This is a genomic window from Streptomyces rishiriensis, assembly GCF_030815485.1.
Taxonomy (GTDB): Bacteria; Actinomycetota; Actinomycetes; order Streptomycetales; family Streptomycetaceae; genus Streptomyces; species Streptomyces rishiriensis_A.
The window spans coordinates 3907490-3928180 of the sequence record NZ_JAUSWV010000002.1; the positions used below are offsets into that span (position 1 = coordinate 3907490).

A 20691-nucleotide genomic window follows, 5' to 3' on the forward strand; every position below is an offset into this window, starting at 1 on the left:
GTCATCCGCGGCGGCGGACGCCCGCTTCCTCGCCGTACCCGCCGAGAATGATCACGTCGAAGGCGGCGCCCGCGAAGACCTTCACGGCGCGCAGGGCGTCGCCGAGACGGTGGCGGTGCAGGTCGGGCGTATCGGACAGGGAGGTCGCGCCGGACGGGCGACCGGGGGCCGGGGTGATGGTCGCAGCACTCATGTCTCCATGATGCGAGCCGCGGCGTAAAGCGGGCATCGGTCCCAGGTCCCCATTCGGCGTACTACTCCGGTACACCTGCGGGCGGGGTGTCCCCTACGGGACGGACGGCCGTCGGGCAGGGGTGGGAGGGCTCCCGGTGGACGGAGCGGGCCGGCACCGGGAGGCGTCCCGATAAACGCGTTGGCACGCCTCTCTCTCGTTCACCTACAATCTCCGCTCTTGCCCGCCTCCCTTTCCGGAGTGCCGCCGTCCGGACGGAAACCGGACGGACCCACCCCAGCGCCCCCTCAGCCGGTCCGGAGGCACCCCCTTGTCCACGCCGTCCACACCGTCCACGTCCGTCGACGACGATCCGCTCGCCCGCGAACGCGCCCACCTCAGCTCCTCCCGGCGGGCGCTGCGCGCCATGCGCGAGGACGTCGAAGCCCTCGACATCAGCGACGTCACCGCGAACTGGGTCAACGCCCGGATCCTGGAACGCCAGATGGGCGAGCGGATCAAGGCGCTCGCCGACCTCAGCGACACCCCGCTGTTCTTCGGCCGGCTCGACTACCTGCACGCTCCCGGCGCCGAGCGGGCGGAGGGCGCGGAGGGGGAGCAGTTCTACATCGGGCGACGGCATGTGCACGACGGCGACGGCGACCCGATGGTCGTCGACTGGCGTGCGCCGGTCTCGCAGCCGTTCTACCGGGCGTCGAAGAAGGACCCGATGGACGTCGGGCTGCGCCGCCGCTTCGGGTACACCGGCGGCGACCTCACCGCCTACGAGGACGAGCATCTGTCCGACCCGGCGGAGACGGCGCGGACCAGCAAGCTGCTCCAGCGGGAGATCGAGCGGCCCCGTGTCGGACCGATGCGTGACATCGTCGCCACCATCCAGCCCGAGCAGGACGAGATCGTGCGCAGCGGGCTGGGCGGGACGGTCTGCGTCCAGGGAGGCCCGGGTACCGGTAAGACGGCCGTCGGTCTGCACCGGGTGGCGTATCTGCTGTACGCCCACCGCGAGCGGCTCGCCCGCACCGGCACGCTGGTCATCGGACCGAACCGGTCGTTCCTGCACTACATCGAGCAGGTGCTGCCGGCGCTGGGCGAGTTGGCGGTGCGCCAGGGCACGGTCGACGACCTGGTGGCCCACGTCGAGGTGCGGGGCACGGACGACGCGGCGGCGGCGATGGTCAAGGGGGACGCGAGGATGGCGGAGGTGCTGCGGCGCGCCCTGTACTCGCACGTCAGCATGCCGGGCGAACCGCTCGTCGTCGTGCGCGGCTCGCGGCGGTGGCGGCTTCCGGCGTACGAGATCGAGGAGATGGTCCGGGAGTTGCTGGACCGGGGCATCCGCTACGGCGCCGCCCGCGAGGCCCTGCCGCAGCGCATCGCGCACGCCGTGCTGGTGCAGATGGAACGCTCGGGCGAGGCACCGGACGACCGGGTGCAGGACGCCGTCGCCCGCAACAGCGCGGTGAAGGCGGCCGTGAAGGAGGTCTGGCCGGCCGTCGAACCGGCGAAGCTGGTCCTTCGGCTGCTCACGGACGCGGACTTCCTCGCCGAGCACGCGAAGGGCGTGCTGACCGAGGACGAGCAGAAGACCATCCTGTGGGCGCTGCCGGGATCCGGCAGAAGGCCGGCCCGGTCCGTGAAGGCGGCCAGGTGGTCGGCGGCGGACGCGGTGCTGATCGACGAGGCGACCGACCTCGTCGAGCGCACCCACTCCCTGGGACATGTGGTCCTGGACGAGGCGCAGGACCTGTCCCCCATGCAGTACCGGGCGGTCGGCCGCCGCTGTACGACGGGTTCGGCGACCGTGCTGGGCGACCTGGCGCAGGGCACCACGCCGTGGGCGACCCGCAGCTGGCAGGAGGCCCTCGGTCACCTGGGCAAGGCGGAGGCGGTGATCGAGGAACTGACGGCGGGTTTCCGCGTGCCGACGGACGTCATCACCTACGCCTCGCGTCTGCTCCCGTACATCGCGCCGGGTCTGACCCCCGTCGCCTCGGTCCGCGAGAACCCCGGCTTCTTCGACCTCCGGCCGGTGACCGGCACCGCCGAGGTCGTCGCGGCCTGCGAGGAGCTGCTGCGCAACGAGGGGTCGACGGGCCTGATCGCGGCCGACGCCCGGATCCCGGAGCTGGCCGAGGCGCTGACGGCGTCGGGCATCGGCTTCCTCGCCCCGGGCGAGGAGACGACGGCCGAGACCCGCCTCACCCTGGTCCCGGCCTCCCTGGCCAAGGGTCTGGAGTACGACTACGTCGTCCTGGACGAGCCCCGGGCGGTGGTCGACGGCGAGCCGGACGAGCGGACGGGCCTGCGGCGGCTGTACGTGGCGCTGACCCGAGCGGTGTCGGGCCTGATCGTGACGCACGCGGCCGCGCTGCCGCCCCAGCTCGCCTGACCGGCCCGGCCGCGTCTACGCGTCCCGCTCGTCCTGCTTCCCGTCCACCGCGAGCCGCCATTCCCGCACGGCGGCCGCCGACACGGGCCCGGTCCAGCCGTCCGGCCGGGCCGCGCCGCCGATGTGGAAGGCGTCGACGCCTCCCGCCCTCAGCACCGGCACATGGTCGAGGCGCAGCCCGCCGCCGACGAGGAGCTGCTGCTCGTACCCCTGCTCCCCGCCCCGTGCCGCCTCGGCGAGGAGGGTGGGCAGGCCGGTGTCGACGCCGGTGGCGGAACCGGCCGTGAGGTAGGTGTCCAGGCCGGGCAGGCCGTCGAGCTGTTTGCGCAGGGCGTCGCGGTCGCCGGCGTGGTCGAGGGCGCGGTGGAAGGTCCAGCGGCAGCCGTCCAGCTCGGCGACGATCCGCTCCACCGCGGCCAGGTCCGCCCCGCCGTCCGCGTCGAGGAATCCGAGCACGAACTCGTCCGCACCGGCCGTCCGCAGCTCGCCGGCGACCCGTACCAGGGAGTCGATCTGCTCGGCGGGTCCCGCCGCGAAGCCGTCGGAGTGTCTGAGCATCACGCGCAGGGAGAGGTCGACGGCGGCCCGGATCGCGGCGAAGACCGCGACCGGCGGGGTGAGCCCGTCGGCGGCCATGTCGGTGACCAGCTCGAGGCGGTCCGCGCCTCCGGTCTGGGCGGCGACCGCGTCCTCGACGTCGAGGGCGATCACCTCCAGAACTGCACGCTTGCTCATGGCACCCCATTCGTCGGCGTTCATCGGCCCCACTGGGCGGCTACAGGTCTAGTCCAATTCAAGAATACGCCGGAGAACCCCCGCCGCACGCGCGACAATGGGGCCATGGCCGATCTCGACGCCCTGCGCACCCGTTTCAGCCACACCCTGGACAGGACCCGGGGCCCGGCCGCCGGTCCCGACCCGGCGCCGTACTGCGACGACCTCCTCGCCCGCTGGCAGGAGCCGCAGCGCCGCTACCACACGCTCAAGCACCTCACCGACGTCCTCGACCGCGTCGACGTGCTCGCGGAGCACGCCGCCGACCCGGACGTCGTCCGGCTGGCCGCCTGGTTCCACGACGCCGTCTACCTTCCCGACCGGTCCGAGAACGAGGAGCGCTCCGCCCGTCTCGCCGAGCGCGCCCTGCCCGAGGCGGGTGTGTCGCCGGAGCGGACCGCCGAGGTCGCGAGGCTCGTCCGGCTCACCGTCACCCACGATCCGTCCGACGACGACCTCGACGGCCAGGTGCTGTGCGACGCCGACCTCGCGATCCTCGCCGCCCCGCCGACCGCGTACGCCGCCTACACCGCCGCCGTCCGCGAGGAGTACCACTTCGTCCCCAGCGACGCCTTCCGGGCCGGCCGGGCGGACATCCTGCGTCAACTCCTCGACCTGCCCCGGCTGTTCAGGACGCCGTACGGGAGCGAGCGGTGGGAGGCCACGGCCCGCTACAACCTGCGGGGCGAGCTGGAACTGCTCACCTCGTGACCACCCCGCGCATCCCCGCCGGACGCCTCACCCTCGAGGGCGTCTCGCCCAGCGCCGCCGCCGGACTGCGGGCGGGCGGCGGCGGCGGCTTCGTCTGGCTCGGGGGCGGACCGTTCGAGGGGACGCGGGACGCCGCCGGGACGATGGTGCGGGCGTTCGTGTCCGGCGTGCACCGGCCGGAGTTCGGCATGTACGTCCTGGTGCGACGGGAGGACGGCCGGGCCGTCGGCAGCGTGAGCTTTCACGCCGCCCCCGACGACGACGGCCGTACGGAGATCGGCTACGACCTGGTCGAGGCGGCCCGTGGCCACGGCTACGCGACCGAGGCGCTGCGCGCGCTGGCCGGCTGGGCGCTGGCGCGGGACGACGTACGACGCCTGTTCGCGGTCGTCGGGCGGACCAACGCCCCCTCCCGGCACGTGCTCGAACGGGCCGGGTTCGTCAAGGTCGGCGGAGGCGACGAGGAGGACGCGTACGAGCTGCGCGGGCGGGAGCACCCGGCGTAAGGGTCGCCGCCGCCCGGAACGCCCGCACCCGAACCCCCGCCCGGCCCTGTCGCGACCCGCCGCCTCCCGGCCCGCCCGCCTGCCGGCCCACCTGGCTCCCGGTCGGCGTGCCCCCCGGCTTGCCCGCCTTCCGGTCCGTCTGCCTTCCGGCTTGTCTACCTTCCCGCGAACTTGCGTCTGCGGAGGCCGGCCGCCGTCAGCAGGCGCACCACCTCGCGACTGCTCACCTCTACCGCGCCGGCCGCCACCACCTCGGTGTAGCGGTGCGACGGGATGTCGTAGTGATCGCGCTCGAAGGCGCGTCGCGGGACGTCCAACGCCTCGGCGAACGCGTGCAGTTCGCCGTACGAGACATCGCTGACGAGGTGGGACCACATGCGGCCGTGCCCCGGCCAGTCCGGCGGGTCGATGTAGACGGTCACGAGAGCCTCACGAGGACGACCCGCTTCCCAGGGCCGGCCCCAGCGAGCCCACCGAGGCGACCTTCACCCCCGCCTTGTGGCACACCCAGTGCGGATCGGGGCCGAGTTCGGGCTCGACCTCGAGGGCGTGCGGGTCGCCGGAGCCGCAGACCGGGCAGACGGGCCAGCGCCCATGCCGTTCCAGCAGCGCGTCCTGCACGTCCTGCGCCACGAGTCCGGCCACGTACGCCACGCCGTCCGGCCATTGCTCGACCCACCAGCGCCGCTGCACCACGGAGTCCTCGACCAACGACACCACGTCCGCCGCGGCGACCTCGCCCGAGGCCAGGTCGGCCAGCACGAGGGCGCGTGCCGTGTGCAACGCCTGTTCCAGGGGGCTGATGGGGTCCATGCCCCCATTGTGCGCACTCTTGACCCCGAGCCCGAACAGAAAATAGCTTTCAGAGGTGACCAAGGCCGTGAAGGAAACCTTCAGTCCCGATCCCGCCGCCCTCGCCGCCAAGGTCCGCACCCTGGCCCCCTCCCTGACCCGCTCCATGCGCCGCGTCGCCGAAGCCGTCGCGAACGACCCGGCGGGCTGCGCCGCTCTCACCGTCACCGGCCTCGCCGAACACACCGGCACCAGTGAGGCGACCGTCGTGCGCACCGCCCGCCTCCTCGGCTATCCCGGCTACCGCGACCTGCGGCTCGCCCTCGCCGGGCTGGCGGCGCACCAGCGGTCCGGGCGGGCGCCCGCCCTCACCACCGACATCGCCGTCGACGATCCGCTGGCGGACGTGGTCGCCAAACTCGCCCACGACGAACGGCAGACCCTCGCCGACACCGCCGCCGCCCTCGACACCGGCCAGCTCGAGGCCGCCGTCGCCGCGGCGGCGGCCGCACGGCGCATCGACGTGTACGGCGTCGGGGCGTCCGGGCTCGTCGCCCAGGACCTCACCCAGAAGCTCCTGCGGATCGGGCTCATCGCGCACGCCCACAGCGACACCCACCTCGCGGTGACCACCGCGGTCCAACTCGCCTCCGGCGACCTCGCGATCGCCATCACGCATTCCGGTGCGACGCGCGACGTCATCGAACCGCTGCGGGTGGCGTTCGAGCACGGGGCCACCACCGTCGCCGTCACCGGACGGCCGAACAGCGCGGTGACGCAGTACGCCGATCACGTGCTGGCCACGTCGACCGCGCGCGAGAGCGAGCTGCGCCCGGCGGCGATGTCGTCCCGGACAAGTCAGCTGCTGGTGGTCGACTGCCTGTTCGTGGGGGTGGCCCAGCGCACCTACGCGACGGCCGCGCCGGCGTTGGCCGCGTCGTACGAGGCGTTGGCGCACCGGCACCGGTAGACCGTGGTGGTGCAGACAGTTGTCCCGACCCGCACCGGAAAGAGCCACCTCCGATGACCTCCCAGCCCGACCCCAGCGAGCTGCGCGCCGCGCTCGAAACCCTCACCACCGAAGCCTTCCGCTCCGATCTCGCCGAGATCGACCGGCTCCCGACCCTCGACATCGCCCGCCTCATGAACGGGGAGGACACCGAGGTCCCCACCGCCGTCGGGGCGCGGCTTGCGCAGATCGCCGCCGTCATCGACGCCGTCGCCGCCCGCATGGCCCGAGGTGGCCGGCTGGTCTACGCCGGTGCCGGCACCGCCGGACGGCTCGGGGTGCTCGACGCCTCCGAGTGCCCGCCGACCTTCAACACCGGGCCCGGCCAGGTCGTCGGGCTGATCGCCGGTGGCCCGGCGGCGGTGGTCACCTCCGTCGAGGGCGCCGAGGACTCCGCGGAGCTCGCCGAAGCCGATCTGGCCGCCCTCGTACTCACGCCCGACGACACCGTGGTCGGCGTCTCCGCCTCCGGCCGCACCCCGTACGCCGTCGGCGCCGTGCGCTACGCGCGGGCCCGGGGCGCCCTGACCGTCGGGCTGGCCTGCAACCCGGACAGCGAGCTGGCCGCCGCCGCCGAGCACGGCATCGAGGTGGTCGTGGGGGCGGAGCTGCTCACCGGCTCCACCCGGCTGAAGGCGGGCACCGCCCAGAAACTGGTCCTGAACATGATCTCGACGATCACGATGATCCGGCTGGGCAAGACCTACGGGAACCTGATGGTCGACGTCCGCGCCTCCAACGAGAAGCTGCGCGCCCGTTCACGGCGGATCGTCGCGCTGGCGACCGGGGCGGCCGAGCCGGAGATCGAGGCCGCCCTCGCGGCCACCGACGGCGAGGTGAAGAACGCGATCCTCGCCCTGCTGGCCGGCGTGGACGGGCCGACGGCCGCCCGCCTTCTGGAGGAGTCCGGGGGACATCTGCGCGCCGCGCTCGGTGCGGCGCGCGGCTGAGCCGCACGCTCGGGGGGTGCGAATCGACTCCTCCTCCACCGCCGCCGCGATCCTGCCCCTGGTGGGCGGCCCGGCGAACGTCCTGTCCGTCGCCCACTGCATGACCCGGCTGCGGCTGGGGCTCGCCGATCCGTCCCACGCGGACCAGGAGGCGCTGCGGGCCGTGCCCGGGGTGCTCGGGGTCGTCGTCGATGGCGGCTCGTACCAGGTGGTCCTCGGGCCGGGCGTGGTGACGCGGGTGACGGCCGACTTCGAGCAGCTGCTCGCCCAGCCGTCCACCGCCGCCGAACTGGGCGCGCGCGGCGCCCGGTTGCGGGAGGAGCGGCGCAGGGGCAACGCGACCCCGTTCAAGGCCGGTCTGCGCCGGCTGGCCGCCGTGTTCGTCCCGCTGATCCCCGCCCTCATCGGCTGCGGCGTCCTCGCCGGTGTGAACGGTCTGCTGCTCAACGCCGGGTGGCTGCCCGGCCTCAGCCCCGCCCTGACCGCCGTCGCCTCCGCGTTCATGGCGCTGATCGCCGTCTTCGTCGGCCACAACACGGCGAAGGAGTTCGGCGGCACCCCGATCCTGGGCGGCGCGGTCGCCGCAATCGTCGTCTACCCGGGGGTCGCGAAGGTGACGGCATTCGGGGTGACCCTCGCCCCCGGTCAGGGCGGGGTCCTCGGCGCGCTGGCCGCCGCGCTCCTCGCGACCCGCGTCGAGAAGTGGTGCCGCGGCCGGGTTCCGGAGGCGCTCGACGTCCTCCTCACGCCGACCCTGACGGTCCTCGTCTCCGGGCTCGCCACGCTGTACGGCCTGATGTACGCGGCCGGCCTGGTGTCGTCGGCCATCGGCACGGCGGCGAACTGGCTGCTGGCGACGACGGGCGCCTTCGCCGGTCTGGTGCTCGGCGGCCTCTTCCTGCCGCTGGTGATGCTCGGCCTGCACCAGGCCCTCATCCCCATCCACACCACCCTGATCGACCAGCAGGGCTACACGGTCCTGCTGCCCGTCCTGGCGATGGCGGGCGCGGGCCAGGTCGGCGCGGCGGTGGCGGTGTACGTGCGGCTGCGCCACGACACATCTCTCCGCACGACGATCAGGTCGGCGCTCCCGGCCGGGCTGCTGGGCGTCGGAGAGCCCCTGATCTACGGGGTGTCGCTCCCGCTGGGCCGCCCCTTCCTCACCGCCTGCGCGGGCGGGGCGGCCGGCGGCGCCTTCGTCGGCTTCTTCGCGATGCTGGGCGACCAGGTGGGTGCGACGGCGATCGGCCCGTCCGGCTGGGCCCTGTTCCCGCTGCTGGCCGGCAACCGGGGGCTGGGCCTGACCGCGGCGGTCTACGCGGGCGGACTCCTGACGGGATACGCGGTCGGCTTCGCGGCGACCTACGCCTTCGGCATCACCGACCGAGCAAGGACCACCACCCCTCCCCACCCGAGCAGGAGCGGAGACGGGGAGGGGGGCGAGAGCGGGTGCGAAGGCAAGAGCGGGAGCGGGAGCGGGGGCGGGGGCGGGAGCGGGGGCGGGAGCCGGAGCGGGGGCGGGTGCGGAGCCCGCCCGGGAGCCGCAGCCGGAACAGGGGGCGCGGAGCCGGACCCGAAGCGATAGCCGGAGCCGGAGTGGGGGACAAAGCCGGAGCGCGGGCGGGTGCGGAGCCCGCCCGGGAGCCGCAGCCGGAACAGGGGGCGCGGATCCGGACCCGGGCCGCAGCCTGGGCGCGGAGCCCGACCGGGAGCGATAGCCGCAGCCGGAGTAGGGGGCGCGGAGTCGGACCCGGAGCCGCAGCCGCAGCCTGGGCGCGGAGGCCGACCGGGAGCGGGAGCCCGGGCCAATGCCGGAGCGGAGCGGAGCGGGAGCGATAGCCGGAGCCGGAGTGGGGGACAAAGCCGAAGCGGGGGCGGGTGCGGAGCCCGCCCGGGAGTCGCAGCCGGAACAGGGGGCGCGGAGCCGGAGCCGCAGCCGCAGCCTGGGCGCGGAGGCCGACCGGGAGCGGGAGCCGGAGCCGGAGCCGGGGCCAATGCCGGAGCGGGGCGGGAGGCCTGGTGGGTCGGCGCCTCGCCGATCCGGATCCGGCTGACGAAGTCGCGGTGTGGTCCTGCCGGCGCCTCCTGCCGGCGCCCCCTGAATCGTCACCGAAAGGGTCAGCGGCATCCGCTTGCGGAGCGCGGATCGGCCGCGAGCCGTCGCCCGCCGTGCCCGCCCTACCCTTGGAGCCATGAACCACGCCCAGCTCACCGCGCTCGGCCGTGCCCTCCGGCTCCTCGGCGAGCACGGCGAAGCGCTCACCGCGGACACCCCGGACACCCGGCTGCACGAGGTCAAGGCCGATCTGCGGCGTGCCCTGAACCTGCTGGACGACAGCGTGGTCGGCGCCACGCCCACCACCCGCTGCGCCGAGCATCCGCACGGCCCGGTCGACGAGGCGGCCCCCGACCTGTGCCTGCTCTGCGAGACCCGCCGCCGGGCGGCCCGCCGCGCCGAGTTCAACGGCCCCGGCCCCCAGGCGCCCTACACCGCCCCCACCCCCTCCACCTCCCGCTACGGCACCCGCGCCGACCGGCCGCAGCCCCAGCAGCGCTGGCTGGCGGAGCTGTGGACCGGCCAGGAGTGGCAGCTCTGCGGGACCCCGCGCCGGGACCGCCGCGAGGCCGAGCTCTACATCGCCGCCCTGCGCCGCGGATCCCGGCCCGCGATGGCCTACCGCCTGGTGCACGAGTTCACCGACTACGAGGTGCTGCGGATTTGGGGCACCCCGGTGAAGGTCGACATCGAACCCCTCGGCAACCTCTAGGTCCCTTGCGGGGCGCTGCCGGACCGGCGGCCTGGAGGCACCCTAGGAGCCGGCACCGCCGTCCAGCAGCGGCAGCGGCGGGAAGCCGTGGCTCTCCCACAGCCGGCGGGACGTCTCCTCCGGGTAGGGGCGTACCTCCGGCTCCGCGTCCAGCACCTGGACCAGCCTGCGCTCCGGGTCGTAGGCCGGCCAGCCCGGGTCTCCCGTCCGCGCGAAGGACGTCCACGACCGCTGGAAGACCGCTGTCAGGGCACGCGCCTCGTCCGTCACCTCCGCCCCGGCGAACAGCAGATTTCCGAGGTCCGCCGTGTAGGTGCCGAACAGCAGCGGGATGTCCAGGCCGTGGCACGCGCCCAGGGCGCCGCCGGCTCCCGGGGCGGGCCAGGTCAGTTCATAGACGTGGGCCCGGCCGCCGCCCGCCACCTGCGCCTCGGCCAGGCGCAGGGAAGGTATGTGGAACAGCCAGTCCGACTGCACCCGCTCGTACAGCTCACCCGGATCCGCGTCCGGGAAGGCCGACCGGTAGGCCTGTTCGCCCTCCGCTCCCCCGCCCGGGGCGAACAGGCGCAACGCGGCGGAGGCCTGCTGCTCCGTCACCTTGCCGAGCAGGCCTCCCATGGCGAGGAACAGGCGGAACTCCTGAGCGTTGTGTCCGACGACCAGCTCGACGTCCCGGGCGGCGCCCGCCGCCAGCGCCTGCCAGGGGGTCGTCGGCAGGATCTCGCCGTCGACCACGGGCGAGAACGGCGTGACCGTGGGCGCGACCTGCCCCCACCGGTCCACCCGCTGCGCCATCTTCGCGCCCAGCGCCGCACCGGCCTCGGTCAGCGTGCGCGGGTCCACCGCGGCCAGGTCGGCGGCCGTCGGGCGCAGGCCGGCCTCCGCGGCGATCGCGCTCGCGAGATCACGGGCCAGTTCGTCGGAGAAGTAGGTGCCGGGCACGCTCTGCGCGACGGCCCGCCCGAAGAGGCCCCGGGCGCTCGGCATGGCCAGCAGCGCGGCCACCGAACCGGCGCCCGCCGACTCGCCGAACAGGGTCACCCGGCCGGGATCGCCGCCGAACGCCGTGATGTTGTCCCGCACCCACTCCAGCGCGGCGACCTGGTCCAGCAGTCCCCGGTTGGCGGGCGCGCCCTCGATCCGCGCGAACCCCTCTATGCCGACGCGGTAGTTGAAGGTGACGATGACCAGGTCGCCGGCGCGGGCGAGGTGCTGCGCGTCGTAGCCGGGGCTGCCGGAGTGCCCGAGCTTGTAGGCGCCGCCGTAGATCCACACCATCACCGGCCGGGCGGCCGACGGGTCCGGCCGCGTGTCCGGGGTCCAGACGTTGACCGTCAGCCAGTCGTCGCCTGCCGGGATGTCCAGGAGCGCCGCCCGGCCCTGGATGCCCGCCTCCTGCGGGGGCGGCGGGCCGAAGGCGTACGCGTCCCGTATCCCGTCCCACGGGTCGGGCGGGCGGGGGGCCTGGAACCGGGCCTCGCCGACGGGAGGCGCGGCGAAGGGGATACCGCGGAAGACCGTGAGGTCCTCCTCGCGGCGTCCTCGTACCGCACCGGCGCTGGTGCGGGCGACGAGACGGTCGGTGGCGTCGGTGGCGTCGGGTGTCGTCATGGATCACTCCTGAAAGGGCGGCTGCTCGTGGAACGGGCGGTGATCGGGGAAAGTGCCGGAGGCGGCTGTCACCCCTCGTGTGGGTGACAGCCGCCTCCGGCACGTCGGTTGGCCCTCACGCCGTGACCGGGGCGGCCTCCTCGGCGCCATCCACCACCGGGCGCCCGGCCGGGGCCTTGCGCTTCGGGATGAACATGGCGAGGAGGAAGGCCGCCAGGGCCGCGCCGGCGCCGATGGCCATGACGACCTTGAAGCCGTTCTCCGAGGGAAGGGCGTAGCCGCCGAAGTCGGTGGTCATCTGGGCGAGGATCACACCGGCGATGGCGCTGGCGAAGCTGGTGCCCAGGGACCGCATCAGCGTGTTGAGGCTGTTGGCCGCGCCCGTCTGGGACGGGTCCACGGCGCCCATGATCAGGGCCGGGAGCGCGCCGTACGTGAAGCCGATACCGGCGCCGATGACGCAGGACACCAGGACCAGGTGCCAGACCTCGGACATCAGCGCGATGTTCAGGCCGTAGCCGGAGGCGACGATCAGCGCGCCGATCATCAGGGTCACCTTGGGGCCCTTGGCCTTGGTGATCCTGGCGGACACGGCGGACATGACCATCATGACGAGGCCCTGCGGGGCCAGCACCAGACCGACGGTCAGCATCGACCTGCCGAGGCCGTAGCCGGTCTGCTCGGGCAGCTGGAGCAGCTGGGGCAGGACCAGGGACATCGCGAACATCGAGAAGCCGAGGGCGATCGAGGCGAGGTTGGTGAAGAGCACCTGGGGCCTGGCGGTGGTGCGCAGGTCGACCAGCGGCTGGTCGGCCCTCAGCTCCCACCAGCCCCAGGCGGCCAGGACCAGGACGGCGGCGGCGCCCAGGCCCAGCGTCGTACCGGAGGTCCAGCCCCAGTCGGCGCCCTTGGAGACGGCCAGCAGCAGCGAGACCAGCCCGGCGGACAGACCGAGCGAGCCGACGAGGTCGAAGCGGCCGCCGACGCGGTTCTGCGATGCCGGGACGAACACCAGCACGAGCAGGAAGGAGACGACGCCGAGGGCGGCGGAGGTCCAGAAGAGGATGTGCCAGTCCCAGTTGTCCGCGATGAAGGCGGCTGTGGGCAGACCGAGCGCGCCGCCCACGCCGAGGGATGCGCTCATCACCGCCGTCGAACCGGCGAGCTTCTCGGCGGTGACGGTGTCCCGCAGGATGCTGATGCCCAGCGGCACCACGGCGGCCGACAGACCCTGGAGCGCACGGCCGACGATCATCGGGACGAGCGAGTCGGCGAGGGCGCAGACCACCGAGCCGGACACCAGCAGCACGATGCTGGTGAGCAGCATCCGCCGCTTGCCGACCATGTCGCCGAGCCGCCCCACGACCGGGGTGGCGACGGCGGCGGCGAGCAGCGTGGCGGTGACCGCCCAGGCGGTGTCGGAGGCGGACGCGTCCAGCAGCTTGGGCAGCTCGGGGACGATCGGGATGACCAGCGTCTGCATCAGCGAGACGACGATCCCGGCCAGGGCCAGCACCGCCACGACGGCGTTGGACCTCGGTGGAGCGGATGTCTCCGCCGCAGCGGGTCGGGCGAGGGCGTCGGACATGACAGGGCCTCCGTCGGATGCACGAGGGTAGAACTGCTTGACTCAAGCAAGCTTATGGAGATTGATTGAGTTAAGCAAGCTAAATTTCCCGTGACGGCACCGCCAGGACCGACACCGACACCGACACCGACGCCGGACGAGGCGGCGAGGCGGAACGGCCTCCGGAACTCAGCCGTGCCGCGCGATGACCTCCCGGGTCCGCTCCTCGTCCAGCTCGTAGACCGTCTCGTGGGCCCGCGGATCCCGTGCGTGCAGGGTGTGGAACATCGGCCCCGTCGTCCCGCCCAGCTCCACCAGGGACGCGGACGCCCCACGCACCGCCCGTTCGGTGCCGGGCGCGGTGGTCAGGTCGATGCGGTTGACGACCCCGGGCGTCACCCACACCGGCACGGCGGCCAGCAGCCCGAAGAGCTGGAGATGGAAGTGCCCGGTGAGCAGTACGCGGACGTCACTCCCCCGGATCACCTCCGCCAGCTCCTCGGGGTCGCGCAGTCCGAAGACCCGCTGGGTCGCCGAGACGTCGAGGCTGATCGGGGGGTGATGGAAGGCGACTACGGTGCCCAGCTCGGCCGGACTGCCCAACACCTCCCGCAACCAGGCCAGTTGAGCCGACCCGAGCCGGCCGTACACCTCCCCCGGCACCAGCGAGTCAAGGGTGACCAGCCGCCAGCCGCCCACCGTGCTGACGGCGGCCCGCTCGGCGCCGGGGAAGGCGAGGACGGCGTCCGGGTGGCCGCTGCCCAGCACCTTGGCGAAGGCGGACCGCTCGTCGTGGTTGCCGGTCGTGTAGAAGACCGGCGCGTCCAGCGAACGCGCGAAGCCGCCGATCAGCTCCCGCACGGTCGTGTACGCCGCCACCGAACCGTCGTCGGCGAGGTCGCCGGGGACGACGACCGCGTCCACGTCCCGCTGGTGACGCAGCTCCCCGAGCAGCAGCCGCAGGGAGTCGGCGGCGTCGACGCGACGGCCGTCGGGCCCGTCGACGCGGCCGATATGGGTGTCCGAGAGATGCAGGATTCTCATCTCCCGGACCATACCCGCGAGTTGGGGCCCGACGGGTGGACGCTCAGCGAGTCGACGTCAACGGGTCGGGAGGGGGTGGGACTCAGCTGAGGGTGCGCAGCGCGGCGGCGTCGAAGGGCTTCAGCTCGTCGAGGCGTCCGTCGAGCACCTTGGCCGCCCACTCCGGGTCCTGGAGCAGCGCACGCCCCACGGCCACCATGTCGAACTCGTCGCGCTCCAGCCGGTCGAGGAGGTCGTCGATCCCCTTGACCGGGGCGCCCTCGCCCGCGAAGCCCTTGACGAAGTCGCCGTCCAGGCCCACCGAGCCGACCGTGATGGTGGGCTTGCCGGTGAGCTTCTTCGTCCAGCCCGCGAGGTTGAGGTCCGAACCGTCGAACTCCGGGAGCCAGTAGCGGCGGGTGGAGGCGTGGAAGGCGTCGACGCCGGCGGCGGCGAGCGGGGCGAGGATGGCCTCCAGCTCCTCCGGCGTCTCGGCGAGTCGCGCCCGGTACACCTCCTGCTTCCACTGCGAGTAGCGGAAGATGACCGGGAAATCGGCCGAGACGGTCTCCCGCACCGCGGCCACGACCTCGGCGGCGAACTTCGCACGGGCCACGGCGTCGCCGCCGTAGGCGTCGGTGCGGCGGTTGGTGCCGGCCCACAGGAACTGGTCGATGAGGTAGCCGTGGGCTCCGTGCAGCTCGACGCCGTCGAAGCCGATGCGCTCGGCGGCGGCCGCGGCCTCGGCGAACGCGCCGATGACGTCGTCCAGGTCACGCTGGGTCATCGCCTTGCCGGTGCCCTCGGTTCCGTCGACACGGATACCGGAGGGGCCGACGGCGGGCGCGTCCGCGTACGGCGGCTCGCCCTGCTTGCGCACCATCCCGATGTGCCACAGCTGCGGCACGATCGTTCCGCCGCCCGCGTGCACGGCCTCCGCGACCTTCGCCCAGCCCGCGAGCTGCTCCGCACCGTGGAACCGCGGCACCCGGTCGCTCTGCCCCGCGGACTCGTGCCCGACGTACGTCCCTTCGGTGACGATGAGTCCGACACCGGCGGCGGCCCGACGGCCGTAGTACGACACGACGTCCTCGCCGGGAATGCCGTCCGGGGAGAACATGCGCGTCATGGGCGCCATGGCGATGCGGTTAGGGACGGTGAGTCCGTTGATGGACACCGGGCGGGAAAGGATCTCGGCGGCGCGCGAAGCGGCGGGCGAGGTGATGCTCACGTGGGGGGCTCCTCGGGACGAAAGACCAGTTGGTATGTGCACACGCATTGAGTGCCTATCCCACTGAAACCCCACGGTCCTCCGAGCCATTCCGCGCCCCGGGAGACAGGTCCTGTGATCCCGGCCACGCGGTCCGGCTGCCCGACATGGCGCCATGCCGAAGCCTTGGCCGCCGCCCCCTCCCTGCTCTCGCCCTCCGAGCTGGAACGGTCCTCCGTCGTCGCCGACAACACGATGAACCGGGAGCGCGGCCTCACCGGCGTCAACAGCTACGCCGGTGAACTCGGCGTCGACCTCCCGGCCCACCTGGCGCACCGCCCCGCCCCCCGGCCCCGACTACACGGGCCGGCCCGCCATCGCCTCGTACTACACCGCCTCCTGACCGACGGCCGCCTGCCGGGAACGGGTGTCCCGGTTCAGCCGGCGCACCCTCTCCCGCAGCACGTCACCCGGCGCCGCCGCTTCCACGTCCTCCGGCAGACAGTCCCACTCCCGCCCGCCACCCACCGGCCGCAGCACCACCCGATCCTCCAGCCGTTCCATGACCTCCCCCACCCGCCCGCTCCTCGCGTCCCGGACGTACACCCCGCTCACGCGCCCGCCCCCGCCCCGCGCAGCGCCGCGGCCAGCCGAGAGGCCACGCCCAGGTTGCAGCGGCCCAGGTCCACCAGGGCGTACGGGTCCCCGTGCGCGCCCGAGACCGGGTCGATCCGCAACGACGGCAGGACGATCCCCACCTCGTGCAGGGCGGCCCGCAACTGATCCACAGCTTCCTGAACCGTCCGCGCGGGCCGCTCACCCGTTGTCGTCTCCATCTCGCCCATTCCTCCACGCTGAGTGTTCCCTTTCACCACACAGCGTGGCGACCACACCCCTAACCTGGCCAGATACGGCGTCCCAACAAACCCACCTGTGTGACAGGGAGTCGCCATGCCAGGACCGAAGGACCTCGATCCGTCATCGTCCCCGCGAGCGTTACTGGGCGCGGAATTGCGGCACGCACGCGAGCAGCAGGGCCTCAGCCAGACCGAACTGGGCGAGCCGCTCTTCGTCAGCGGTTCGTTCATCGGCCAGTTGGAGGCCGGGACAAGGCGCATGCAGCTCGAATACGCCGTCCACATAGACGAGATCCTGGGCACGGGCGGCTTCTTCGTCCGCAACTGCCAGGCGCTGGCCAAGTCGAAGTACCCGGACCATTTCGCGGAGGCGGCGGAGGCGGAGGCGATCGCCGTAACGATCAAGGAGTACGCGCAGATGCTGATCCCAGGGCTTCTGCAGACGAAGGGATACGCCGCTGCGGTGTTCCGCGCGTACAAGCCGACCGCTCCCGCCACCGAGATCGGCGAATCGGTGGCTGCCCGCCTCGAACGGGCGCATGTCCTCGACGACCCAACAACGCCGTTGTTGTGGGCGATCCTCGATGAAGCGGTGCTCCACCGGATGGTGGGCGGAGGGCCAGTGATGGCGGAGGCACTCCGTCACGTGGCGGAGCTGATCCGCAAGCATCGGATCATCGTTCAGGTACTGCCGTTCGGTTCCGGTGCACACGCGTCGATGACCGGCGCCCTGAAACTCATGGAGTTCGAGGACGCTCCCCCGCTCTCTTTCGTCGAGGGCCCGGACATGGGAAGGCTGCTGGACGATCCGGCCACCGTCGCCCGCCACACCCTGACGTTCAACCTGCTCCAGGCAACGGCGCTTTCCCCGCAGGATTCACTGGCTCTGCTGGAGTCGGTGGCGCAGGATTACGAGCATGGACAACCGCAGCCGTGAGTACGACCTGAGCACCGCCACCTGGCACAAGTCCAGCTACAGCGGCGGAGAGGGCGGCAACTGCCTGGAGGTCGCCCCCGGCCACCCCACCCTCGTCCCCGTCCGGGACTCCAAAACCCCCCTCGGCCCGAAGCTCGCGTTCCGGGCCGAAGCATGGGCCGCGTTCGTGGAGAACCTCAAGGACAACTGATCCACACCGGCCCCGAAGCTCAAGCGCCCAGCTCCGAGCCCTCTTTGCATGGATCGGTAGGAGGGTCCCAACCCACCCTCCCACCCGGCGAGTTGACGTGGAGCGACCGACTTGCCACGGAAGGTCACCACCCCCTAGCGTGCGCATAACGAAACAGCCCCCGCCAGGTGCGCCAACACCTGCGGGGGCTTGACCTACAAGATCGAAAGCAGTCGATCCGTGGCTGACGCCAAGCTTAGTGCCGCCTCCCCGCTCGCGCACGTATCCCCGCACCCGATGGCCAATCCGGGTTACGGAAAGCGCGCCGCGCCGGGACAACTCCCCCGCACCAGGAACGACTTCGCGCACCTCCCGCCCCGCGAAGCGGCCATCGCCGCATATCTCGACCGGCTGCCCGACGGTACGGACATCTCCGTGAAGACGCTGGCCAAGCAGCTCCCGTACGGTCAGTGCGCCCTGCGCACAGCCCTCAACCGCATCCAGCAGGCCGGGCACTTGAGGCGAGGCCGGGAACGTATGGCGACCGCTTCGGGCGAGTCGCGCTGGATCACCCGAACGTGGTTCACCCGTACCGCACGTGACGACGGCTGGTGGGCGACGTTCACGCGAGGTGACGTACCGGAGGAGTCGGCGGACCCCGAACGAGCCCGGGCCGCCACCCGCTCCCGCGCCCACGTCCTCCTCGCCGCCCTCGGCCGCACAGCCCCCGTCCTCTCGCTCTCCGCCGCCGACTGCGCGCGGCTCGCCCCGCTGGTGGAGGAGTGGTTCGCGCGGGGAGCCACCGAGGAGACGCTCACCGCCGCCCTGACCGCAGGACTGCCCACTCCCGTCCACAGCCCGGCGGCCCTGCTGCGCCGCCGCCTGACGGACAAGCTCCCACCGGAGCCGCCTGTCCCACGCCCGCCCCGCCGGATGCTGGAGTGCGCGAAGTGCGGTCTCCCGGGCCGCTCGGAGTCCTTGCCCGGCGGCCTGTGCGGCGGCTGCCGGGGCGAGTGCGGACCCGCTCACCCCCCGGCGCCGGTACCCACCTCGACCGTCCACGCCCATGCGGCGGGCATCCGAGCCGCGATGTCCCGGAGACACCCGGAAAGGACAGCAGCATCCCGGTGATCAGCGAACCGGAAGAGCTTCGGCGGATGCGGGACGAGGCCGACGCCGACGAAGCGCGGGCTCGTGAGGCGGCGCCGTCCGGCCTGTCGATGTCGTACGACGCGTTCGTGCACCGGTTGGGGACGGAGGGACCACCGGGGGCCGTACGCAGCACCTGACGCCCCTCGCCGCGATCTCGGCACCCCGGAAACGCCCGAGGGCGGCACCCCCCGTTTCCGGGAAGTGCCGCCCTCGGCGTGAAGGACAGGCGATCAACCGTCAGGTCGATCAGAAGTCCATGTCACCGCCGGGCATACCGCCACCGGCAGGCGCGGCGGACTTCTCCGGCTTGTCGGCGATGACGGCCTCGGTGGTGAGGAACAGCGCGGCGATGGAGGCGGCGTTCTGCAGGGCAGAGCGCGTGACCTTCGCCGGGTCGATGATGCCTTCGGCGATCATGTCGACGTACTCGCCGGTCGCGGCGTTCAGGCCGTGACCGATGGGCAGGTTGCGGACCTTCTCGACGACGACGCCACCCTCGAGACCACCGTTGACGGCGATCTGCTTGAGCGGGGCCTCGAGCGCGATGCGCACGGCGTTGGCGCCGGTCGCCTCGTCACCCTCGAGTTCCAGCTTCTCGAAGACGGCGGACGCCTGGATGAGCGCAACGCCACCACCGGCGACGATGCCCTCCTCGACGGCGGCCTTCGCGTTGCGGACGGCGTCCTCGATGCGGTGCTTGCGCTCCTTGAGCTCCACCTCGGTGGCGGCGCCGGCCTTGATGACCGCGACACCTCCGGCGAGCTTCGCCAGGCGCTCCTGCAGCTTCTCGCGGTCGTAGTCCGAGTCGCTGTTCTCGATCTCGGCGCGGATCTGGTTGACCCGGCCGGCGACCTGGTCCGAGGACCCGGCACCGTCGACGATGGTGGTCTCGTCCTTGGTGATGACGACCTTGCGGGCCTTGCCGAGCAGGTCGATGGTCGTGTTCTCGAGCTTGAGACCGACCTCCTCGGAGATGACCTCGCCACCGGTGAGGATGGCGATGTCGTTCAGCATCGCCTTGCGGCGGTCGCCGAAGCCCGGGGCCTTGACCGCGACGGACTTGAAGGTGCCGCGGATCTTGTTGACGACCAGCGTCGACAGGGCCTCGCCCTCGACGTCCTCGGCGATGATCAGCAGCGGCTTGCCGCCCTGCATGACCTTCTCGAGGAGCGGGAGCAGGTCCTTGACGTTGGCGATCTTGGAGTTCGCGATCAGGATGTACGGGTCGTCGAGGACGGCCTCCATACGCTCCATGTCGGTGGCGAAGTACGCCGAGATGTAGCCCTTGTCGAAGCGCATACCCTCGGTGAGCTCCAGCTCCAGACCGAAGGTCTGGGACTCCTCGACGGTGATGACGCCTTCCTTGCCGACCTTGTCCATCGCCTCGGCGATGAGCTCGCCGATCTGGGTGTCGGCGGCGGAGATGGAGGCCGTGGAGGCGATCTGCTCCTTGGTCTCGACATCCTTGGCCTGCTCGAGCAGGGCACCGGAGACGGCCTCGACGGCCTTCTCGATCCCGCGCTTGAGGGCCATGGGGTTGGCGCCGGCGGCTACGTTGCGCAGGCCTTCCTTGACCAGGGCCTGGGCGAGGACGGTCGCGGTGGTCGTACCGTCACCGGCGACGTCGTCCGTCTTCTTGGCGACTTCCTTGACCAGCTCGGCGCCGATCTTCTCGTACGGGTCCTCGAGCTCGATCTCCTTGGCGATGGAAACACCATCGTTGGTGATCGTGGGTGCGCCCCACTTCTTCTCGAGGACGACGTTGCGGCCCTTGGGGCCGAGCGTCACCTTCACGGCGTCCGCGAGCTGGTTCATGCCGCGCTCGAGGCCGCGCCGTGCCTCCTCGTCGAACGCGATGATCTTGGCCATGTGAAGTGGTCCTCCCGGACTGGGGTGGATTGCTCCGGACCGCGCTGGCGCCCGCGACGGACGGCTCGCCGGCCTCGTGGTTCCTTGCCCCACCTGGCCTGCGGGCCTCACCGACCCGGTCCTCGTTGTCACTCTCACCTTCAGAGTGCTAACGCCAATGATTAGCACTCGACCCATGAGAGTGCAAGCGCCTCCGCCGGACCG

The 20691-nt window shown here is 72.5% G+C and carries 22 protein-coding genes; 11 read left to right on the forward strand and 11 right to left on the reverse strand.

Features of this window, described 5'->3' with window-relative positions:
- Position 1: 1 nt before the first annotated feature.
- Positions 2-193, reverse strand: coding sequence for a hypothetical protein (locus QF030_RS19735; RefSeq protein ID WP_307163997.1), 192 nt, complete (start codon positions 191-193; stop codon positions 2-4).
- A gap of 310 nt (positions 194-503) precedes the next feature.
- On the opposite strand from QF030_RS19735, the gene QF030_RS19740 reads away from it, so the two are divergent.
- Positions 504-2582 (forward strand): HelD family protein, encoded by a 2079-nt coding sequence (locus QF030_RS19740; protein ID WP_307163998.1) that lies wholly within the window; start codon positions 504-506, stop codon positions 2580-2582.
- A gap of 15 nt (positions 2583-2597) precedes the next feature.
- Here QF030_RS19740 and QF030_RS19745 read toward each other — a convergent pair whose 3' ends face one another.
- Entirely contained in the window at positions 2598-3317 is a 720-nt protein-coding gene (locus tag QF030_RS19745; RefSeq protein WP_307163999.1) for a copper homeostasis protein CutC, read from the reverse strand.
- Between the two features lie 105 nt (positions 3318-3422).
- Between QF030_RS19745 and QF030_RS19750 the strand changes: the two genes are divergently transcribed.
- Both QF030_RS19750 and QF030_RS19755 read left to right on the forward strand, forming a co-directional pair.
- On the forward strand, positions 3423-4067 hold the full coding sequence (locus QF030_RS19750; protein WP_307164000.1) for an HD domain-containing protein: 645 nt from the start codon (positions 3423-3425) through the stop codon (positions 4065-4067).
- Positions 4064-4573: a GNAT family N-acetyltransferase gene (locus QF030_RS19755; RefSeq protein ID WP_373428786.1), complete on the forward strand. Its 510-nt coding sequence runs from the start codon at positions 4064-4066 to the stop codon at positions 4571-4573. The genes QF030_RS19750 and QF030_RS19755 overlap by 4 nt, the downstream gene beginning before the upstream one ends.
- Positions 4574-4728: 155 nt before the next feature.
- Here the strand turns inward: QF030_RS19755 and QF030_RS19760 are convergent, their stop codons facing one another.
- Complete coding sequence (locus tag QF030_RS19760) at positions 4729-4995, reverse strand: DUF4031 domain-containing protein (protein ID WP_307164001.1); 267 nt, start codon at positions 4993-4995, stop codon at positions 4729-4731.
- A gap of 7 nt (positions 4996-5002) precedes the next feature.
- A complete protein-coding gene (locus tag QF030_RS19765) occupies positions 5003-5386 on the reverse strand; it encodes a hypothetical protein (RefSeq protein WP_307164002.1) in 384 nt (127 codons plus the stop codon).
- 55 nt (positions 5387-5441) lie between these two features.
- Between QF030_RS19765 and QF030_RS19770 the strand changes: the two genes are divergently transcribed.
- The 4 genes from QF030_RS19770 to QF030_RS19785 all read left to right on the forward strand — a co-directional run bounded on the left by QF030_RS19770 (position 5442) and on the right by QF030_RS19785 (position 10092).
- A complete protein-coding gene (locus tag QF030_RS19770) occupies positions 5442-6335 on the forward strand; it encodes a MurR/RpiR family transcriptional regulator (protein ID WP_307164003.1) in 894 nt (297 codons plus the stop codon).
- A gap of 53 nt (positions 6336-6388) precedes the next feature.
- Positions 6389-7324: an N-acetylmuramic acid 6-phosphate etherase gene (murQ, locus tag QF030_RS19775; RefSeq protein ID WP_307164004.1), complete on the forward strand. Its 936-nt coding sequence runs from the start codon at positions 6389-6391 to the stop codon at positions 7322-7324.
- 16 nt (positions 7325-7340) lie between these two features.
- A complete protein-coding gene (locus tag QF030_RS19780; RefSeq protein WP_307164005.1) occupies positions 7341-8909 on the forward strand; it encodes a PTS transporter subunit EIIC in 1569 nt (522 codons plus the stop codon).
- 607 nt (positions 8910-9516) lie between these two features.
- On the forward strand, positions 9517-10092 hold the full coding sequence (locus tag QF030_RS19785) for a hypothetical protein (RefSeq protein ID WP_307164006.1): 576 nt from the start codon (positions 9517-9519) through the stop codon (positions 10090-10092).
- A gap of 42 nt (positions 10093-10134) precedes the next feature.
- On the opposite strand, the gene QF030_RS19790 is transcribed toward QF030_RS19785, so the two are convergent.
- From QF030_RS19790 to QF030_RS19815, 6 genes are all read right to left on the reverse strand, one after another.
- Positions 10135-11703 (reverse strand): carboxylesterase/lipase family protein, encoded by a 1569-nt coding sequence (locus QF030_RS19790; RefSeq protein WP_307164007.1) that lies wholly within the window; start codon positions 11701-11703, stop codon positions 10135-10137.
- Between the two features lie 115 nt (positions 11704-11818).
- Positions 11819-13291, reverse strand: a complete 1473-nt coding sequence (locus tag QF030_RS19795) for an MFS transporter (protein WP_307164008.1) — start codon at positions 13289-13291, stop codon at positions 11819-11821.
- A gap of 168 nt (positions 13292-13459) precedes the next feature.
- Entirely contained in the window at positions 13460-14314 is an 855-nt protein-coding gene (locus QF030_RS19800; protein ID WP_307164009.1) for a metallophosphoesterase, read from the reverse strand.
- A gap of 82 nt (positions 14315-14396) precedes the next feature.
- A complete protein-coding gene (locus tag QF030_RS19805) occupies positions 14397-15524 on the reverse strand; it encodes an NADH:flavin oxidoreductase (RefSeq protein WP_307164010.1) in 1128 nt (375 codons plus the stop codon).
- A 366-nt stretch (positions 15525-15890) separates the two neighbouring features.
- A complete protein-coding gene (locus tag QF030_RS19810; protein WP_307164011.1) occupies positions 15891-16079 on the reverse strand; it encodes a hypothetical protein in 189 nt (62 codons plus the stop codon).
- A 35-nt stretch (positions 16080-16114) separates the two neighbouring features.
- A complete protein-coding gene (locus QF030_RS19815) occupies positions 16115-16339 on the reverse strand; it encodes a hypothetical protein (protein WP_307164012.1) in 225 nt (74 codons plus the stop codon).
- A gap of 115 nt (positions 16340-16454) precedes the next feature.
- Here QF030_RS19815 and QF030_RS19820 point away from each other — a divergent pair, with 115 nt between their 5' ends.
- The 4 genes from QF030_RS19820 to QF030_RS19835 all read left to right on the forward strand — a co-directional run bounded on the left by QF030_RS19820 (position 16455) and on the right by QF030_RS19835 (position 18755).
- Positions 16455-17297: a helix-turn-helix domain-containing protein gene (locus tag QF030_RS19820; RefSeq protein WP_307164013.1), complete on the forward strand. Its 843-nt coding sequence runs from the start codon at positions 16455-16457 to the stop codon at positions 17295-17297.
- Positions 17278-17487, forward strand: a complete 210-nt coding sequence (locus QF030_RS19825) for a DUF397 domain-containing protein (RefSeq protein WP_307164014.1) — start codon at positions 17278-17280, stop codon at positions 17485-17487. Before QF030_RS19820 ends, QF030_RS19825 begins: the two co-directional genes overlap by 20 nt.
- A gap of 276 nt (positions 17488-17763) precedes the next feature.
- Positions 17764-18597, forward strand: a complete 834-nt coding sequence (locus tag QF030_RS19830) for a hypothetical protein (protein WP_307164015.1) — start codon at positions 17764-17766, stop codon at positions 18595-18597.
- Positions 18594-18755 (forward strand): hypothetical protein, encoded by a 162-nt coding sequence (locus QF030_RS19835; protein WP_307164016.1) that lies wholly within the window; start codon positions 18594-18596, stop codon positions 18753-18755. Before QF030_RS19830 ends, QF030_RS19835 begins: the two co-directional genes overlap by 4 nt.
- Before the next feature lie 109 nt (positions 18756-18864).
- Here the strand turns inward: QF030_RS19835 and groL are convergent, their stop codons facing one another.
- Entirely contained in the window at positions 18865-20487 is a 1623-nt protein-coding gene (groL, locus tag QF030_RS19840) for a chaperonin GroEL (RefSeq protein WP_307164017.1), read from the reverse strand.
- Between the last annotated feature and the right edge of the window lie 204 nt (positions 20488-20691).

What these genes read in the sequence shown, in the direction of transcription:
- QF030_RS19795 (WP_307164008.1), bottom strand. Translation starts at nt 13,291, where the DNA reads ATGTCCGACGCCCTCGCCCGACCCGCTGCGGCGGAGACATCCGCTCCA.
- QF030_RS19745 (WP_307163999.1), bottom strand. Translation starts at nt 3,317, where the DNA reads ATGAGCAAGCGTGCAGTTCTGGAGGTGATCGCCCTCGACGTCGAGGAC.
- QF030_RS19815 (WP_307164012.1), bottom strand. Translation starts at nt 16,339, where the DNA reads ATGGAGACGACAACGGGTGAGCGGCCCGCGCGGACGGTTCAGGAAGCT.
- QF030_RS19765 (WP_307164002.1), bottom strand. Translation starts at nt 5,386, where the DNA reads ATGGACCCCATCAGCCCCCTGGAACAGGCGTTGCACACGGCACGCGCC.
- QF030_RS19800 (WP_307164009.1), bottom strand. Translation starts at nt 14,314, where the DNA reads ATGAGAATCCTGCATCTCTCGGACACCCATATCGGCCGCGTCGACGGG.
- QF030_RS19820 (WP_307164013.1), top strand. Translation starts at nt 16,455, where the DNA reads ATGCCAGGACCGAAGGACCTCGATCCGTCATCGTCCCCGCGAGCGTTA.
- murQ (WP_307164004.1), top strand. Translation starts at nt 6,389, where the DNA reads ATGACCTCCCAGCCCGACCCCAGCGAGCTGCGCGCCGCGCTCGAAACC.
- QF030_RS19790 (WP_307164007.1), bottom strand. Translation starts at nt 11,703, where the DNA reads ATGACGACACCCGACGCCACCGACGCCACCGACCGTCTCGTCGCCCGC.
- groL (WP_307164017.1), bottom strand. Translation starts at nt 20,487, where the DNA reads ATGGCCAAGATCATCGCGTTCGACGAGGAGGCACGGCGCGGCCTCGAG.
- QF030_RS19825 (WP_307164014.1), top strand. Translation starts at nt 17,278, where the DNA reads ATGGACAACCGCAGCCGTGAGTACGACCTGAGCACCGCCACCTGGCAC.
- QF030_RS19830 (WP_307164015.1), top strand. Translation starts at nt 17,764, where the DNA reads ATGGCCAATCCGGGTTACGGAAAGCGCGCCGCGCCGGGACAACTCCCC.
- QF030_RS19750 (WP_307164000.1), top strand. Translation starts at nt 3,423, where the DNA reads ATGGCCGATCTCGACGCCCTGCGCACCCGTTTCAGCCACACCCTGGAC.
- QF030_RS19785 (WP_307164006.1), top strand. Translation starts at nt 9,517, where the DNA reads ATGAACCACGCCCAGCTCACCGCGCTCGGCCGTGCCCTCCGGCTCCTC.
- QF030_RS19735 (WP_307163997.1), bottom strand. Translation starts at nt 193, where the DNA reads ATGAGTGCTGCGACCATCACCCCGGCCCCCGGTCGCCCGTCCGGCGCG.